The organism is Buttiauxella sp. AC142 (genome assembly GCF_979253435.1).
Genome location: NZ_CEEDCH010000001.1, coordinates 4,020,109 through 4,037,419, shown reverse-complemented (window position 1 = coordinate 4,037,419; position 17,311 = coordinate 4,020,109). Strand labels below are relative to the sequence as shown.

Here is a 17,311-nt window from a genome sequence, read left to right as displayed (position 1 = left end):
TCAGGACTGGCTTTTTATTGCCTTAAATAAACCTGGCAACTGCATCTTTACGTAAGCCAAGATTTGCTGTGTTATGATTCGACAATACTATTTGCCATGCTTCTTCTCTAAAACGGCCAAATCCCGACGCTATGAGCACATTTGACGAGCAACCATCTGAGATGACAGAAACCATCGGGCATACGATGCGCCGTCGTCCTCTTGCGCGTAAAAAACTCTCGGAAATGGTGGAAGAAGAACTTGAGCAGATGATTCGCAGACGTGAGTTTGCAGAGGGTGAGCAATTACCGTCTGAACGTGAGCTGATGGCATTTTTTAATGTTGGACGCCCTTCAGTGCGTGAAGCCCTGGCAGCACTAAAACGAAAAGGTTTGGTGCAAATCAGTAATGGCGAACGCGCTCGCGTATCTCGTCCTTCGGCAGATACCATTATTGGTGAGTTATCTGGCGTGGCAAAAGATTTCCTTTCGCGGCCAGGTGGCATTGCTCATTTCGAACAGTTACGTATGTTTTTTGAATCCAGCCTGGTCCGCTATGCCGCTGAATTCGCGACAGATGAACAAATAGCCCGCCTTGCAAAAGCTCTTGAGCTGAATAATCAGGCTCTGGATGATAACGAACTCTTTATTCGATCCGACATCGAATTCCACCGTGAACTGGCAGAGATCCCTGATAATCCGATCTTCATGGCCGTGCACGTTGCCTTGCTCGACTGGTTGATTGCCGCGCGGCCAACGGTTGCTCAGGATATTTTGCATGCCCACAATAATGTGAGTTATCAGCAGCATATTGAAATTTATAATGCGATCCTTGCACGCGATCCCGATGCTGCTGACAGCGCATTAAAGGCTCATCTGAAAAGCGTTTTCGCCTCCTATTACCCCACGCCCCGTAAACGCACCGCAAAAAAATAGCTGCGCTAATTTGAGATCCTCCCCACTTCTACGTAAGTAATTTCTGATCACCCATCATTATTTCATATGAGCCAGATCTCATCCTGACCTCTTCGATATGTGGTGTTTACTTTTTGATCTGGTATAACAGGTATAAAGGTATCCCTTATCATTTGAATATCAGACAACAAAGAGGCGTTTATGGCACAGAATCTTCGCGGTGTGATACCCGCATTGCTTACTCCGTTTAACCCGCAACAACAGATCGACACCGACAGTTTGCGCCGTCTGGTTCGTTTCAATATTGAGCAGGGCATTGATGGCCTTTATGTCGGTGGTTCCACTGGCGAAGCATTTTTGCAGACCACGCAAGAACGTGAGCAAGTGCTGGAAATTGTCGCCGAAGAAGCGAAAGGCAAGGTGACGTTAATTGCACATGTGGGTGGTATCAGCACCCATGAGAGTCAGACTCTGGCGAGTGCAGCACACCGTTATGGATTCGATGCCGTTTCAGCGGTCACGCCGTTTTACTATCCGTTCAGCTTCAACGAACACTGTGACCACTATCGCGCAGTTATTGATTCGTCTGGTGGGTTGCCGATGGTGGTTTACAACATTCCGGCTCTTAGCGGTGTGAAGCTCTCGCTTGAACAGATTGATACCTTAATCAGCTTGCCGGGCGTCGGGGCGTTAAAGCAAACCTCGGGTGAGCTCTATCAGATGGAGCAGATCCGTCGTGCTCATCCGGATCTTGTGCTCTATAACGGTTATGACGAGATCTTCGCTTCTGGTCTGTTGGCAGGGGCTGACGGCGGTATTGGCAGCACTTACAACGTAATGGGCTGGCGATATATGGCAATTAAAAATGCCGTACAGGAAGGAGATGTTCAACGAGCCAGACAGCTTCAAAGTGAATGCAACAAGGTCATTGATTTGCTGATTAAAGTCGGTGTTTTCCGCGGGCTGAAAACAATTCTGCATTATATGGATGTGCTGGCAGTGCCGCTTTGTCGCAAACCTTTTGCACCGGTTGAGGAGCAATATCTGCCTGAACTTAAAGCACTCGCGGCGCAGCTTCAGAAAGAACGCGCCGCGCTCTGAATGGCATATGCAAACCGTGGTGCCGTAGACCATACCTAATCAGACCTAACCAGAGGGCGGGTTTTTGCGAACTCGCACCGGGAGTGCTTTATGAATAACACTGCCCAACAGATCCCGTGGTACCGCCATTTAACTAAGCCGCAATGGAAAGCATTTTCAGCAGCATGGATTGGCTACTTATTGGATGGTTTTGATTTTGTCTTGATAGCGTTAGTACTGACTGAAATTCAAAGTGAATTTGGCCTGACGACTGTTCAGGCGGCGAGTCTTATCTCAGCGGCGTTTATTTCGCGCTGGTTTGGTGGGCTGGTATTAGGCGCGATGGGCGATCGTTATGGCCGCAAACTCGCCATGATAACCAGTATCGTGTTGTTTTCTTTCGGGACGTTAGCGTGTGGTTTTGCACCTGGTTTTACCACTATGTTCCTGGCTCGGCTACTGATTGGCATGGGGATGGCGGGTGAATACGGCTCCAGCGCGACCTATGTAATTGAAAGCTGGCCGAAACACCTGCGTAATAAAGCGAGTGGTTTTTTGATATCTGGCTTTTCTGTCGGCGCAGTGATTGCCGCTCAGGTCTATAGCGTTGTGGTTCCAGCATGGGGTTGGCGCGCGCTGTTTTTCATCGGTATTTTGCCCATTATTTTCGCGTTGTGGCTACGTAAAAACATCCCTGAGGCTGAAGACTGGAAAGAGAAGTTTGCTGATACAAAACCGACCAAAACCATGGTGGACATTCTGTACCGTGGCGAGCATCGGTTTATTAACATTGGCCTGACGATTGTCGTCGCAACAGCGCTGTATTTCTGCTTTGCCGGTAATCTGGGCAATGCGGTACTTGTCGCAGTATTGGGTTTAATCTGCGCCGCCATATTCATTAGCTTCATGGTGCAAAGCAGCGGCAAACGCTGGCCGACCGGTGTGACGTTAATGGTCGTCGTATTCTTTGCCTTCCTCTACTCCTGGCCGATTCAGGCGTTGCTACCCACCTATCTGAAAACGGAACTGGCCTACAACCCAACAACCGTGGCGCATGTTCTGTTCTTTAGCGGATTTGGTGCCGCTGTCGGCTGTTGCGTGGGAGGATTCCTGGGGGATTGGTTAGGCACACGTAAAGCCTATGTCTGTAGCCTGCTGGTGTCTCAACTACTGATCATTCCTGTTTTCGCCATCGGCGGCGGAAATATCTGGGTTCTGGGTTTACTGCTGTTCTTCCAACAGATGTTAGGCCAGGGAATTTCAGGGATTTTGCCTAAGTTGATTGGCGGTTACTTTGATACTGAACAGCGTGCTGCGGGACTTGGTTTTACCTATAACGTTGGTGCATTAGGCGGGGCACTCGCTCCGATTATTGGGGCCACTATTGCGCAACGTCTTGATTTAGGGACTGCACTGGCATCGCTTTCGTTTAGCCTGACATTCGTGGTTATTTTGTTGATTGGTCTGGATATGCCATCGCGAGTTCAGCGCTGGATCCATCCGCAGGCGGTGCGAACGCACGATGCCATTGATGGTAAACCATTTAGTGGGGCCGTAAAGATGGGCGCGGCTAAAAGTCGGGTCATGCAAAAAGCGGTCAAATAACAGAGCATAAAAAAGCCCGGTGACTTTACTATCGCCGGGCTTTTTTGCATTTCACTTCGTTAGACTTCGAGGAAGTTCAGGATCCCATCAGCGGCTTTACGGCCTTCGGCAATAGCTGTAACCACCAGGTCAGAACCACGAACGGCGTCACCACCGGCAAAGATTTTCGGGTTGCTGGTCTGGAATGGATTATCGCTGCCTTCCGGTGCCAGAATACGTCCCTGGCTATCCAACTCAACGCTATGTTTTTCTAACCACTGCATGGCGTGAGGACGGAAACCAAACGCCATAATGACGGCATCGGCAGGGACAACATGCTCAGAACCGGCAACGATCTCTGGACGGCGGCGGCCATTGGCATCCGGCGCGCCCAGCTCAGTACGCGCAACTTTCACGCCTGACACGCGCCCATTGGCATTCACTTCCACACCAAGCGGCTGCACGTTGAACTGGAACTCAACACCCTCTTCACGCGCATTTTTCACTTCGCGTTTAGAACCTGGCATGTTCTCTTCATCACGGCGATAAGCACAGATAACATGCGTTGCGCCCTGGCGAACCGAACTACGCACGCAGTCCATCGCGGTATCACCACCGCCAAGTACCACAACACGTTTGCCTGACATATCCACATATGGCTCTTCTGGTGAATCACCGAAGCCCATAATTTTCTTGGTGTTAGCGATGAGGAACGGCAGGGCATCAAATACGCCTGTCGCATCTTCATTTTCTAAACCACCACGCATGGACTGGTAAGTCCCCACGCCCAGGAATACCGAATCAAACTCTTTCAGCAGGTCGTCAATGTGAACATCGCGGCCAACTTCAGTATTCAGTTTGAATTCGATACCCATGCCGCTGAAGATCTCACGGCGTTTAGTCATCACTTCTTTTTCCAGTTTGAATGCTGGAATACCGAAGGTCAGCAGGCCACCAATTTCCGGGTGGCGGTCATAAACTACCGCTTTCACACCATTACGCGCTAACACGTCGGCACATGCCAGGCCAGCAGGACCAGCACCGATGATAGCGACACGTTTACCGGTTTGTTTCACGCCGGTCAGATCTGGTTTCCAGCCCATCTCAATCGCTTTATCGTTGATATAGCGCTCGATGTTACCGATGGTCACGGCTCCAAACTCATCATTGAGCGTACAAGAACCTTCGCACAGACGGTCTTGCGGGCAAACGCGACCACATACTTCCGGCAGGCTGTTTGTCTGGTGAGACAGTTCAGCCGCTTCGATAATGCGCCCTTCATTGGCCAGTTTCAGCCAGTTGGGAATGTAGTTATGTACCGGGCATTTCCATTCGCAGTACGGGTTGCCGCAGGACAGACAGCGATCTGCCTGCGCTTTAGCCTGGCCTTCTGAGAACGGCTCGTAAATTTCTACAAATTCAATTTTACGGATCTTAAGCGGCTTCTTTGGCGGATCAACTCGCTGTAAGTCGATAAATTGATAAACGTTTTGACTCATCTTATCCCCTTACTGCGCCTGCACCCGCAGCTCAGCTGCGGAACGACTACGGTGACCCAACAATGCTTTGACATCACTGGACTTCGGTTTAACCAACGTGAATTTAGAGGCAAATGCCGGCCAGTTTGCCAGAATTTCTTCACCGCGCTGGGAACCCGTCAGTTGCACATGCTCGGTAATCATACCGCGCAGATGTTCTTCGTGGATGGCCAACTCATCTACATTGATCAGTTCTACCAGCTCAGGGTTAACACGCTTACGGAAATCGCCGTCTTCATCGAGCACATAAGCGAAACCACCGGTCATACCTGCACCGAAGTTCACGCCTGTTTTGCCGATGATGCAGACAATACCGCCAGTCATGTATTCACAACCGTTATCGCCAATGCCTTCAACCACGGTAATGGCTCCGGAGTTACGCACGGCGAAACGCTCACCCGCGCGGCCAGCAGCATAAAGTTTGCCGCCGGTTGCACCGTACAAACAGGTGTTACCGATGATGGTCGCTTCATGGCTACGGAAGGCCGAGCCAACCGGAGGACGCAAGGAAATCAGACCGCCAGCCATACCTTTGCCAACATAGTCGTTAGCATCGCCAGTCAGATGCAATTCAACACCACCTGCGTTCCACACACCGAAGCTTTGCCCGGCGGTGCCGCTGAAATGCGCTTTAATCGGATCGGCTGCCAGACCCTGATCGCCATTATGCGTCGCGATATAACCTGACAGCGTGGCACCCACTGAACGGTCAGTGTTGCGGATATCAAACCAGAACGTTTTGCTCTGTTTGTCGTCGACATACTGTTTCGCTTGAGCGAGCAGTTGCGCGTTCAGGTCGCCTTTATCAAATGGCGGGTTATTCTCGGTGCAGAACACCGCTTTGCCCGGCATAGGTTCGGCTGTTTTTAACAGGTTCGACAGATCAAGGTTTTGCTGTTTCGCAGTGAAACCATCCAACTCTTTGAGAAGGTCGGTACGGCCAATCAGGTCGACCAGGCGCTTCACGCCTAACTGCGCCATCAACTCACGGGTTTCACGAGCAATGAATTCAAAGTAGTTAGTCACTTTGAACGGCAGGCCGTGATAGTGGTTTTTACGCAGTTTTTCGTCCTGAGTTGCAACACCGGTTGCGCAGTTGTTCAGGTGGCAAATACGCAGATATTTACAACCTAATGCGACCATTGGTCCGGTACCAAAACCGAAGCTTTCTGCACCAAGAATCGCGGCTTTGATGATGTCTAAGCCCGTTTTCAGACCGCCATCAACTTGCAGACGAATCTTGTGACGCAGGCCATTCGCCACCAGTGCCTGCTGTGTTTCCACCAGACCCAGTTCCCACGGGCAGCCGGCATATTTCACGGATGACAGCGGGCTTGCACCTGTACCACCGTCGTACCCGGCGATAGTAATCAGGTCGGCATAAGCTTTAGCCACGCCGGTCGCGATGGTGCCAACGCCTGGTTCGGAAACCAGTTTGACGGAAATCATCGCTTTCGGGTTGACCTGCTTAAGGTCGAAAATCAGCTGCGCCAAATCCTCGATAGAGTAAATATCGTGATGCGGCGGTGGTGAAATCAGCGTAACGCCAGGCACGGAATAACGCAGTTTCGCGATATACGGCGTGACTTTATCACCCGGTAGCTGGCCGCCTTCGCCTGGTTTTGCACCTTGCGCGACTTTAATCTGGATGACATCAGCATTCACCAGGTAAGCCGGGGTGACGCCGAAACGACCAGACGCGACCTGTTTGATACGGGACACTTTATTGGTGCCGTAACGCGCAGGATCTTCACCGCCTTCGCCGGAGTTAGAATTCCCGCCGATGCTGTTCATTGCTTCTGCCAGGGATTCGTGTGCTTCCGGGCTTAATGCGCCGATAGACATCGCCGCAGTGTCAAAGCGCTTGTACAGCTCAGTGGCTGGCTCCACGTCTTCGATTCTGACTGTTTCACCTTGCGGATCGAGTGCGAGCATATCGCGCAGTGTTGCCACCGGGCGCTCGTTCACCAGCTTCGCGTACTCCTGATAATCTTTGTACTCGCCGCTGTTCACTGCTTTTTGCAGCGTCTGAACCACGTCAGGGTTGTAAGCGTGATATTCGCCACCGTGAACGTATTTCAGCTGACCACCCTGATCCAACGGCTTGCGTGCGAGCCATGCGCGTTTAGACAGGTTCAGCAAATCTTGTTGGAAGTCGTTGAAGCCTGCACCACCAATACGGCTAACAACGCCCTGGAAGCACAGCTCAGAAACTTCTTTATGCAGGCCAACCGCTTCAAACAGCTTCGAGCAACGATAAGAGGCGATAGTCGAGATGCCCATTTTGGACATGATCTTGTACAGCCCTTTGTTGATGCCGTTGCGGTAGTTCTGCATCACTGCGCGGTAAGATTTTTCAATCGCGCCGTTATCAACCAGTTTCGCCAGCGTTTCGTAGGCGAGGTACGGGTAGATTGCCGTCGCGCCAAAGCCAAGCAGAACAGCGAAGTGGTGCGGGTCACGTGCACTTGCGGTTTCAACGATGATGTTGGCATCGCAACGCAGATTCTTCTCGACCAGGCGAGTCTGAATCGCACCTACCGCCATTGGCGCTGGAACCGGCAGGCGATCTTTCGCGATATTACGGTCAGACAGCACCAACAGAACCGTGCCGTTGCGTACCATACGCTCAGCTTCATCGCACAGTGCGGAAACTGTTTCGTGCAGTGATTGAGCAGAAGCATCGTAAGTGATGTCCAGCGTGTCTGCGCGATAGTGCTGTTCTTCAAGCGAGGTCAGCTGTTGGAAATCAGACCACAGTAGAATTGGCGATTTGAAGCTCAGGCGGTGGGCCTGGCCTTCTGCTTCACAGAAGACGTTCATTTCACGGCCAATGCTGGTCGCCAGAGACATTACGTGTGCTTCACGTAGCGGATCGATTGGCGGGTTTGTCACCTGTGCAAACTGCTGGCGGAAGTAGTCGTAAATAATACGTGGCTGGCTGGAGAGTACGGCAAATGGGGTATCGTCACCCATTGAACCGACCGCTTCCTGGCCATTTTCACCCAACACGCGAATGACAGAATCCAGCTCTTCGCTGCTGTAGTTAAACTGTTTTTGGTAGCTTGCGAGCGTATCGTCATCCATTTCGCGCGAGCCAACTTCTTCGTCTGGCAAATCTTCAAACGGCACCAGGCGGCGAACGTTGTTCTCCATCCACTCTTTATACGGGTGGCGGCTTTTTAAATCGGCATCAGTTTCAGCGGAATGCAGGATGCGACCAATACGCGTGTCGATAACCATCAACTCGCCAGGGCCGACGCGGCCTTTTTCCACCACTTCATCAGGCTGGTAATCCCAGATCCCAACTTCAGAAGCACAAGTAATCAGCTTGTCTTTAGTGATGACGTAGCGCGCCGGACGCAGGCCGTTACGGTCCAGGTTACAGGCGGCGTAGCGCCCATCGGACATAACGATACCGGCCGGACCATCCCATGGCTCCATGTGCATGGAGTTAAAGTCAAAGAACGCACGCAGCTCTGGGTCCATGTTCGGGTTGTTCTGCCAGGCTGGTGGCACCAGCAAACGCATCGCACGAACGATATCCATACCGCCTGCCAGCAGCAGTTCCAGCATGTTATCCATTGAGCTTGAGTCGGAACCCGTTTCGTTAACGAATGGCGCGGCATCATGCAGGTCTGGGATCAACGGAGTCTGGAATTTATAGGTACGCGCACGCGCCCACTGGCGGTTACCGGTGATGGTGTTGATTTCACCGTTGTGTGCCAGATAGCGGAACGGTTGAGCCAGCGGCCAGCGTGGCACGGTGTTGGTGGAGAAACGCTGGTGGAACAGGCAAATTGCTGATTCCAGACGTAAGTCCGCCAGGTCCAGGTAAAAGCGCGGCAAATCTGCCGGCATACACAGACCTTTATAGATATTGACCAGGTTTGAAAGACTACATACGTAGAAGTCTTTGTCCTGAATACGTTTCTCAATGCGACGGCGAGCAATGAACAGGCGACGTTCCATATCACGTGGACGCCAGCCAGCCGGGGCATTAACAAAAATTTGTTCGATGCGAGGCTTTGAGGAGAGGGCGATTTCACCGAGTACGTCTTCATTGGTTGGCACTTCGCGCCAGCCAACAATCGACAGGGTCTCGTTTTGCAACTCTTCTTCAACGATGCGGCGGCTTGCGCTCGCCAGAGCGTCGTCTTTATTTAAGAAAATCATGCCGACGGCATAATTTTTTGCCAAACGCCAGCCACGCTCTTCCGCAACGATTCGGAAGAAACGGTCAGGCTTTTGCAACAGCAGGCCACAACCATCACCGGTTTTTCCATCGGCGAGGATTGCTCCACGGTGTTGCATTCGGGCCAGTGCGTGAATAGCAGTACGCACTACCTTGTGGCTAGGTTCGCCTTCTATGTGGGCGATCAGGCCGAAACCACAGTTATCCTTCTCAAGGGATTTATCGTACAACATATCAGTGAACCTCCCCAGGCTCTACGTGATTCCCGATACCGATTGCGTCCAGACGCAGCAAGGGCATGGCGACGGGGTTTGCGCATCTACGCTTACCTCGCGTGTCGCCCTCTTTATGTCTAACGCATCCGGTTGCACAAGTATTGAGGACTTGCTTTAGAGGGAATCTTAATTACTGCATAAATATGATGGGCACAGAACCCATCCAGAAAGCTTCCAGCGGATTTCCAAGTTATCGGGAAAGCGCACACAGGTCAAATGGCATTCTTATTTATACAAATATGTGCTAAATGACATTTAACGTTATGAAATTAAACATTTTATTATCATTTTTATCGTATTTAAACGGCAGGGGAATCGCTTGGGTTATGTGATCTCTCTCACTGTATGAGAGGCTGCAAAATTCCAGACCATGCTGGCAATGATGTTATTGGCAGGATCTTATGCTAACAACGCGGTTTCGCGTGTTGTATGACACTGTTTTTCGCAAGGGCACATATTCTTTAAAAATAGCGGGTCAACATAAGGAAAAGTAATCATCTTTTAGATGCGTAAAATTGCACTAATTGTGAATTTATATTCAATGGATAAAGCTGCGCCAGAGCGATTGATCCAGGTCATCGCTAAATTGGGCAGATAATGGCAGGCTACGTCCCTTTTACAGGGCGGCCCATCAGATTATGCAGTTACAAAAATTAGTCAATATGTTTGGTGGCGATCTTCAGCGTCGGTATGGTCATAAAGTCCATAAACTCACGCTGCACGGCGGTTTTAGCTGCCCAAATCGTGATGGCACAATTGGTCGTGGCGGTTGTACTTTCTGCAATGTTGCGTCATTTGCGGATGAAGCCCAACAAAATCACTCTATCGCCGACCAACTCGAGCGCCAGTCGCAACTCGTCAATCGCGCTCAACACTACCTTGCCTATTTCCAGGCATACACCAGCACATGGGCCGAAGTGCAGGTGCTGCGCTCGATGTATCAACAGGCTGTCAGCCAGGCGAGCATTGTGGGGTTATGCGTCGGGACGCGCCCGGATTGCGTACCGGATAGCGTGCTGGATTTGCTCAGTGAATATCATGAAAAAGGCTATGAGGTTTGGTTAGAACTGGGACTGCAAACGGCACATGATAAAACGCTGCATCGTATCAATCGCGGGCATGATTTTGCCTGTTACCAGGAAACCACTCGCCGCGCTCGCGCACGTGGCCTGAAAGTCTGTAGCCATCTGATTGTCGGCCTGCCGGGTGAAGGGCAGGAGCACTGCATGGAAACGCTGGAGAAAGTGGTCGAAACCGGCGTTGATGGCATCAAGCTCCACCCTCTGCACATAGTGAGTGGCAGCACGATGGCTAAAAGCTGGCAGGTAGGGCGCTTACAGGCGATTGAATTAGAAGAGTATGCGACAACTGCCGGTGAGATGATTCGCCATACTCCGCTTGATGTCGTCTTCCATCGTATTTCGGCGAATGCCCGCCGACCCACGTTGCTGGCACCGCTGTGGTGCGAGAACCGCTGGAGCGGAATGGGGGCGATTGACAGCTATCTGAATGAGCACGGTACGCAAGGCTCGGCACTCGGTACCCCGTGGAACCCGACAATTCTGTTGTAAATCCTGAGCGTGAGATCTTTTTGCGGTATATTTAGCAGATTGAAGGCGAGGGAAACGTTCCATGAAGCAAATCCGGTTACTGGCACAATATTACGTTGATTTGATGGTGAAGCTCGGATTAGTGCGCTTCTCTTTGTTGCTGGCCTCTGCTCTGGTGGTGCTGGCTATTGTGGTGCAAATGGCCGTGACGATGCTGTTGCGCGGCCAGGTTGAAAGCATTGATGTTGTGCGCTCCATCTTTTTTGGCCTGTTAATTACGCCATGGGCCGTCTATTTCCTTTCTGTGGTCGTTGAACAACTTGAAGAGTCGAGGCAGCGACTGTCAAAACTGGTGCAAAAACTCGAAGAGATGCGCGAGCGAGATCTGAAACTCAATGTGCAGCTCAAAGACAATATCGCGCAATTGAACCAGGAAATTGCTGACCGTGTGAAAGCGGAAGACGAACGTCAGACGATGCTTGAGCAGCTCAAAGTTGAGATGCAGGAACGCGAAGAGACGCAAATCCAGCTTGAGCAACAATCTTCATTTTTACGTTCATTCCTCGATGCCTCTCCAGATTTGGTTTTCTATCGTAACGAAGACAAAGAGTTCTCAGGCTGTAACCGTGCGATGGAACTGTTGACCGGTAAGAGTGAGAAGCAGCTGATAAGCCTGAAACCGGAAGATGTCTATTCGCCAGAAGCGGCGCAGAAGGTTATCGAAACCGACGAGAAAGTGTTCCGTCATAATGTGTCGCTGACTTACGAACAATGGCTGGATTACCCGGATGGCCGTAAGGCGTGTTTTGAAATCCGTAAAGTTCCCTACTACGACCGGGTCGGCAAACGCCATGGTTTAATGGGCTTTGGCCGCGACATTACCGAGCGTAAGCGTTACCAGGATGCGCTTGAACGCGCCAGCCGTGATAAAACCACATTCATTTCGACGATCAGCCATGAACTGCGTACGCCGCTAAACGGTATCGTCGGCTTAAGCCGCATACTGCTTGATACTGAGCTTAACCCGGAACAGACCAATTACCTCAAAACGATTCATGTTTCAGCGATAACTCTGGGTAATATTTTCAACGATATCATTGATATGGATAAGCTTGAGCGCCGTAAAGTTCAGCTTGATAACCAGCCGATTGATTTCACCAGTTTCCTTGCTGACCTGGAAAACCTTTCTGGTTTGCAGGCGCAGCAAAAAGGACTGAAGCTGGAAATGAACCCGACATTGCCGCTGCCACATAAAGTGGTGACGGACGGTACGCGCCTGCGCCAGATCCTCTGGAATCTCATCAGCAACGCCGTGAAATTTACGCCAAAAGGCGGCCTGGTTTCGGTGCGCGTGCGTTATGAAGAAGAAAATACCTTACGCTTTGAAGTCCAGGATTCTGGCATTGGCATCCCGCAGGATGAGCAGGACAAAATCTTCGCCATGTACTATCAGGTGAAAGATAGCCACGGTGGTAAACCGGCAACGGGTACCGGGATTGGTTTGGCGGTGTCGCGCCGCCTGGCGAAGAGTATGGGCGGTGATATTACCGTCAGCAGTAAGCCGGGCGAAGGCTCGCTATTTACCTTGACCATTCAGGCTCCTCGCGTGGCGGATGAAATCGAAGACACGCTCGACAATGACGAAATGCCTCTGCCTGCATTGCACGTTCTGCTGGTGGAAGATATTGAACTCAACGTGATTGTTGCGCGTTCGGTGCTGGAGAAACTTGGCAACAGCGTAGATGTTGCGATGACAGGTAAAGAGGCGCTGGAAAAATTCACCCCAGGTGAGTATGACCTGGTGCTTTTAGACATTCAGTTACCTGATATGACTGGGCTGGATATTTCCCGGCAACTGACCACGCGTTATGCGCGTGAAGATTTACCACCGCTGGTGGCATTGACTGCTAACGTATTGAAAGATAAAAAAGAGTATCTGGATGCCGGCATGGACAATGTGCTGAGCAAACCCCTCTCGGTTCCGGCGTTAATGGCGATGATCCAAAAATTCTGGGACAACCAACAGTCAGAGTCTAAGAAGGAGTCTCAAGTGCCTCAAGTTAATAGCGAAAAACAGCAAGCATTGCTCGATATCCCGATGCTTGAGCAGTATATGGAGCTTGTCGGGCCAAAACTGATTACTGATGGGCTGGCGATGTTTGAAAAAATGATGCCGGGCTACCTGAGTGTGCTGGACTCCAACATGACGGCTCGCGACCAGAAAGGGGTTGTGGAAGAGGGGCATAAGATTAAAGGCGCTGCGGGTTCTGTAGGGTTGCGCCATTTGCAGCAAGTTGCCCAGCAAATTCAGTCACCGGATCTACCAGCCTGGTCGGAAAACGTGGGCGAATGGATTGAAGAGTTGAAACAAGAATGGCAGCACGATGTTGACGTTCTGAAAGCTTGGGTTGCAAACGCTCCCAAAAAATGACCCCGGATAAACCGGGGTGCGCGAATTCTGCGCCAACACCAGGGAAAAAGTAGGCTGCGCCGTTGAGTTATAAGTCTTTATCCAAATGGCGCAGCCGATAATCTCGTGTGCTGCTCAGGCATTAAGATAGCAAATCTTAAATAGTTTGTTACATGAAACAGTAAAATGTGTGAAGCATAGCGATCAAATCGTCATAACTAATGATGGAAGTCGCGTGATGAAAAGGAATAGCTGAATGAAGAAGATTGGTGTGGTGCTCAGTGGTTGCGGGGTCTACGACGGAAGCGAAATTCAGGAAGCTGTTATTACCCTGTTAGCAATCGCTCGCTCTGGCGCTGAAGCTGTTTGCTTTGCACCCGACAAACCTCAAGCAGATGTTATTAATCACCTCGCTAATAATGAGTCTTTAGAGCATCGAAATGTGCTTGTTGAGGCGGCTCGAATCACCCGTGGAGTGGTGACGCCATTGGCGCAGGCCGATGCCAGCGAATTGGATGCGCTGATCGTTCCTGGTGGTTTTGGGGCAGCGAAAAACCTGTGCAATTTTGCAAGTCTCGGCAGCGAGTGCGTGGTGGATATTGATTTACGTCGTCTGGCTCGCGATTGCCATGCACAGGGCAAGCCGCTCGGCTTTATCTGTATTGCCCCGGTGATGCTGCCAAAAATTCTCGATGTTCCGGTGCGTTTGACCATCGGCACTGATATTGATACGGCAGAAATTGTTGAAGAGATGGGGGCTGAACATGTTCCATGTCCGGTTGACGACATCGTGGTTGATGAAGAACACAAAGTGGTGACGACGCCTGCTTATATGTTGGCCACACGCATTGATGAAGCGGCATTAGGTATAGAAAAACTGGTGGCTCGCGTTGTGAGTATGATTGCATGAAGAAAGGGCGTGTTGCGCTCTTATCCACCCTCAAGCGTTGGGTACTACGCTGTGCGCTGGCGCTGGTAGGAGTTTGGTTGGCAGGGATAATCCTGTTCAGCTTTATGCCGGTACCGTTTTCGGCAGTCATGGTCGAACGGCAATTCAGCGCCTGGTTCTCAGGTGATTTTGGTTACGTGGCGCATTCAGATTGGGTCAGCATGGACGAAATCTCACCGTGGATGGGGCTTGCAGTTATTGCGGCAGAAGATCAGAAATTCCCGGACCATTGGGGGTTTGATGTTTCCGCGATTGAAAAAGCCATTGCACACAATGAACGCAATGAAAATCGCGTTCGCGGTGCGTCAACGCTTTCCCAGCAAACGGCGAAAAACTTGTTTTTATGGGATGGACGGAGCTATGTTCGCAAAGGCCTGGAGGCGGGAATAACGCTCGGTATGGAAGTGGTGTGGACGAAACGCCGCATTCTCACGGTGTATCTGAATATCGCAGAATTTGGTGACGGAATTTTTGGCGTGGAAGAAGCTTCGCAGCGTTACTTCCATAAACCAGCAAGTCGCCTGACGGCCTCGGAAGCTGCTTTGCTTGCCGCAGTATTACCTAATCCCATTCGCTTTAAAGCGAATGCACCTTCAGGTTATGTTCGGCAGCGCCAGCAATGGATTTTGCGCCAGATGCGCCAGCTGGGTGGCGAATCGTTTATGGCGCAGCATGAGTTGAAGTGAGTTAGACAACTATAAAACCGTTACCGTTGGCACCAGTGGCAAAAGAGTATTACTCCCTTTAGGACAAGCACAAGCAACGATATCCCCCTGAAGAGCTACGGGGATATCGTTGAATGTTTGTAGATGCGGACCCAAGGGGGTGATTGCCCCGACTCCTTTACAAACCTGGCAGGAAGCTTTCATTCCGATCAGTGCAACCGGTAATCCTGCTATGGTGATCGTAGGAACACCTTCAAGTATTTTCCCGCCCGTTGTTGTTGGGCAAGTTTGAGTCATCATTGCTCTCATTGTTTATTCCTGAATTATTTTCTTAGGCATTGGCGGGTGTTGAGTTTTCAGCTGGAGACTCGGCTTCTGGTTCGTCTTCTTCTGCTTCAGGTACTTCAAATGAGCGAATAGCCAGGAAATCCACACTAATTGAGGAGGCCGGATCAACTTTTTGAATATCGTGAACCAGCCAAGTAAAAATTTCCTCTGGGGCGTTATCTGTTGAGGCAGGCATAGGTTTTTGCTGATAAGCACAAACGCTGTATTCCAGAAATTTTTTTGCCCGCCTGAATGCAGGAATATAAATCTTTGGGGCCACTCGCATTCGTGTCTCATTAGGGTTTGTCATCACACTATTAATAAACCAGCGCGCCTGATCTTTAACATCATCCAGCCAACCCCAATTGTTTTTCAGCGTTTCTCTGGCAAGATGATTGTCTGCTATTTTTTTCCGTAATTCGGGGTCTTCTGTCGATAATGTTATGGTGCTCATAATGTCTGCTTTTTCCGCATCTATTCTTTGCAGCTCTGTGCAATACAAATAGTACTGTTGACTAAGCCAGTTAAAATAGCTGTCAAGATGAGCATTTTGGGCATGAGTACTGAGTGTTTGGTAGCCGATGATAGACTGATAGCGTTTTGCCCAGTATTGTGCCGAACGGCCTTCAATGGTGTCGTTCATATAAAAATAATTTGCAACCGTCGCTGATAGCTCGGGCAAAGTTTGATAATCAGGGAAAGGTACGCCAGCCATATATGCGGTACGGTACATTTGATGCAGGGCCACCCTGCATAATTCAGCACTGGGTTTTTGTTCATCAGGCAGTAATCCGCCACCAATATCTTCACTACTTCCGGGTAGCAATATTTCTTGCCAGTTCCCCTTACCCAAAGAATAGATTCCACGCCATGGGCGACGCTCATGCGCAGCAACCAAATGTAGAGCATTGCGCACCATCGAAGGTAAGGGAGTATCCTGGTCGATAGATTTATCTCCCATAAAAAGACTTACGCTTTTTCCTGGAGTACCCAGCAAAGCGACATAATAATCCAACCCATTATTGCTACTAGCAGGGCTATGGCGTGAGCAATCAAAAAAACCAGCAAATATTATATCTACTGGAACTTTGTTATATAAATATTTTACTGGTACATCTTTTGTCACTTCTTTTTGGCAAATATCTTTAAGAAGATCATCGATGAATTTTCGCGCGAGGGTAGCACCAAGATCAAAACCAAAAATGGAGATGGCGATATGTTTAATAGGAAGTGGGGACAGATCAATACTATCTTTGTAAGCTTTTTCAAAGTTATTTTTTGCTGTGTTTACTCGTGTATCTACTCCAGTGAATAATATTTCAGATATGTATTTATTATCTCTTAACCATGGCATGGCTTCTATAGAGGCGCTAGCAAAAATTTTGCCTCCTGCACTTAAGAGCGTTTTCCGCCATTCAGCAGGATTCCAGAGTTTTTTCCATTGTTTATCTAAAACCTCATACCAGTCAAAGGTGAAAATATCTTTTGCTGCATCTTCTACGGCGTCTTTCGGGATGCTTTTAGCTTCATCTAATGCTTTAGACATACTTGTATCCATTACTGTATGAATCTTCGTAGATAATTCATCTTTAAAAGGCGTACCCAATCCGGATAAATAAAATTTAATGTGGCTACTTATGTTAGTATTTACCTTTTCTTCAGGAAAGGCTCTGTAAAGTCGACAAATATTGCTGAGCCTATGATCTACAGCATCTTGCTCTATATTTCGACCTACACCATCAAAGAAGAAACCAATATGCAATGTTCGGCCACATGCATTCATTTGGCTATCTTCATTCTGTTGCGCTTGGTTAGCAGTACCGATTATTTGTTCCTTATTCATTT

General features: G+C 49.8%; 11 protein-coding genes. 7 read left to right on the top strand and 4 right to left on the bottom strand.

Features of this window, described 5'->3' with window-relative positions; all coding sequences use genetic code 11:
- Positions 1-131 precede the first annotated feature (131 nt).
- The 3 genes from AC0IWZ_RS18695 to AC0IWZ_RS18685 all read left to right on the top strand — a co-directional run bounded on the left by AC0IWZ_RS18695 (position 132) and on the right by AC0IWZ_RS18685 (position 3,578).
- Positions 132-914 carry a transcriptional regulator NanR gene (locus AC0IWZ_RS18695; RefSeq protein ID WP_034498880.1) on the top strand — a complete coding sequence of 261 codons (783 nt, stop codon included), beginning with the start codon at positions 132-134 and terminating at the stop codon, positions 912-914.
- Positions 915-1,094: 180 nt separating this feature from the next.
- Positions 1,095-1,994 (top strand): N-acetylneuraminate lyase, encoded by a 900-nt coding sequence (nanA, locus tag AC0IWZ_RS18690; protein WP_471678722.1) that lies wholly within the window; start codon positions 1,095-1,097, stop codon positions 1,992-1,994.
- 90 nt (positions 1,995-2,084) lie between these two features.
- Positions 2,085-3,578, top strand: a complete 1,494-nt coding sequence (locus AC0IWZ_RS18685; RefSeq protein ID WP_471678723.1) for a sialate:H+ symport family MFS transporter — start codon at positions 2,085-2,087, stop codon at positions 3,576-3,578.
- Between the two features lie 59 nt (positions 3,579-3,637).
- Here the strand turns inward: AC0IWZ_RS18685 and AC0IWZ_RS18680 are convergent, their stop codons facing one another.
- Together AC0IWZ_RS18680 and gltB are read right to left on the bottom strand one after the other, a co-directional pair.
- Positions 3,638-5,056: a glutamate synthase small subunit gene (locus tag AC0IWZ_RS18680; protein WP_034498877.1), complete on the bottom strand. Its 1,419-nt coding sequence runs from the start codon at positions 5,054-5,056 to the stop codon at positions 3,638-3,640.
- A gap of 9 nt (positions 5,057-5,065) precedes the next feature.
- Positions 5,066-9,523, bottom strand: a complete 4,458-nt coding sequence (gene gltB / locus AC0IWZ_RS18675) for a glutamate synthase large subunit (protein WP_471678724.1) — start codon at positions 9,521-9,523, stop codon at positions 5,066-5,068.
- 680 nt (positions 9,524-10,203) lie between these two features.
- On the opposite strand from gltB, the gene mnmL reads away from it, so the two are divergent.
- The 4 genes from mnmL to mtgA all read left to right on the top strand — a co-directional run bounded on the left by mnmL (position 10,204) and on the right by mtgA (position 15,160).
- Complete coding sequence (gene mnmL, locus AC0IWZ_RS18670; RefSeq protein WP_034498876.1) at positions 10,204-11,136, top strand: tRNA modification radical SAM protein MnmL/YtqA; 933 nt, start codon at positions 10,204-10,206, stop codon at positions 11,134-11,136.
- Positions 11,137-11,197: 61 nt separating this feature from the next.
- A complete protein-coding gene (gene arcB / locus AC0IWZ_RS18665) occupies positions 11,198-13,546 on the top strand; it encodes an aerobic respiration two-component sensor histidine kinase ArcB (RefSeq protein ID WP_471680512.1) in 2,349 nt (782 codons plus the stop codon).
- A gap of 235 nt (positions 13,547-13,781) precedes the next feature.
- On the top strand, positions 13,782-14,435 hold the full coding sequence (gene elbB, locus AC0IWZ_RS18660) for an isoprenoid biosynthesis glyoxalase ElbB (RefSeq protein ID WP_471678725.1): 654 nt from the start codon (positions 13,782-13,784) through the stop codon (positions 14,433-14,435).
- Complete coding sequence (mtgA, locus tag AC0IWZ_RS18655) at positions 14,432-15,160, top strand: monofunctional biosynthetic peptidoglycan transglycosylase (protein ID WP_410374036.1); 729 nt, start codon at positions 14,432-14,434, stop codon at positions 15,158-15,160. The genes elbB and mtgA overlap by 4 nt, the downstream gene beginning before the upstream one ends.
- 9 nt (positions 15,161-15,169) lie before the next feature.
- Here mtgA and AC0IWZ_RS18650 read toward each other — a convergent pair whose 3' ends face one another.
- Together AC0IWZ_RS18650 and AC0IWZ_RS18645 are read right to left on the bottom strand one after the other, a co-directional pair.
- A complete protein-coding gene (locus tag AC0IWZ_RS18650) occupies positions 15,170-15,448 on the bottom strand; it encodes a PAAR domain-containing protein (RefSeq protein ID WP_471678726.1) in 279 nt (92 codons plus the stop codon).
- Positions 15,449-15,470: 22 nt separating this feature from the next.
- The gene (locus tag AC0IWZ_RS18645) at positions 15,471-17,309 is read right to left on the bottom strand and encodes a DUF2235 domain-containing protein (RefSeq protein ID WP_471678727.1); all 1,839 of its coding nucleotides are present in this window, start codon (positions 17,307-17,309) and stop codon (positions 15,471-15,473) included.
- Positions 17,310-17,311 lie beyond the last annotated feature (2 nt).

Excerpts from the sequence above, each read along its gene's own strand:
- AC0IWZ_RS18695 (WP_034498880.1), top strand. The coding sequence starts at position 132 with ATGAGCACATTTGACGAGCAACCATCTGAGATGACAGAAACCATCGGG.
- nanA (WP_471678722.1), top strand. The coding sequence starts at position 1,095 with ATGGCACAGAATCTTCGCGGTGTGATACCCGCATTGCTTACTCCGTTT.
- AC0IWZ_RS18685 (WP_471678723.1), top strand. The coding sequence starts at position 2,085 with ATGAATAACACTGCCCAACAGATCCCGTGGTACCGCCATTTAACTAAG.
- AC0IWZ_RS18680 (WP_034498877.1), bottom strand. The coding sequence starts at position 5,056 with ATGAGTCAAAACGTTTATCAATTTATCGACTTACAGCGAGTTGATCCG.
- gltB (WP_471678724.1), bottom strand. The coding sequence starts at position 9,523 with ATGTTGTACGATAAATCCCTTGAGAAGGATAACTGTGGTTTCGGCCTG.
- mnmL (WP_034498876.1), top strand. The coding sequence starts at position 10,204 with ATGCAGTTACAAAAATTAGTCAATATGTTTGGTGGCGATCTTCAGCGT.
- arcB (WP_471680512.1), top strand. The coding sequence starts at position 11,198 with ATGAAGCAAATCCGGTTACTGGCACAATATTACGTTGATTTGATGGTG.
- elbB (WP_471678725.1), top strand. The coding sequence starts at position 13,782 with ATGAAGAAGATTGGTGTGGTGCTCAGTGGTTGCGGGGTCTACGACGGA.
- mtgA (WP_410374036.1), top strand. The coding sequence starts at position 14,432 with ATGAAGAAAGGGCGTGTTGCGCTCTTATCCACCCTCAAGCGTTGGGTA.
- AC0IWZ_RS18650 (WP_471678726.1), bottom strand. The coding sequence starts at position 15,448 with ATGAGAGCAATGATGACTCAAACTTGCCCAACAACAACGGGCGGGAAA.
- AC0IWZ_RS18645 (WP_471678727.1), bottom strand. The coding sequence starts at position 17,309 with ATGAATAAGGAACAAATAATCGGTACTGCTAACCAAGCGCAACAGAAT.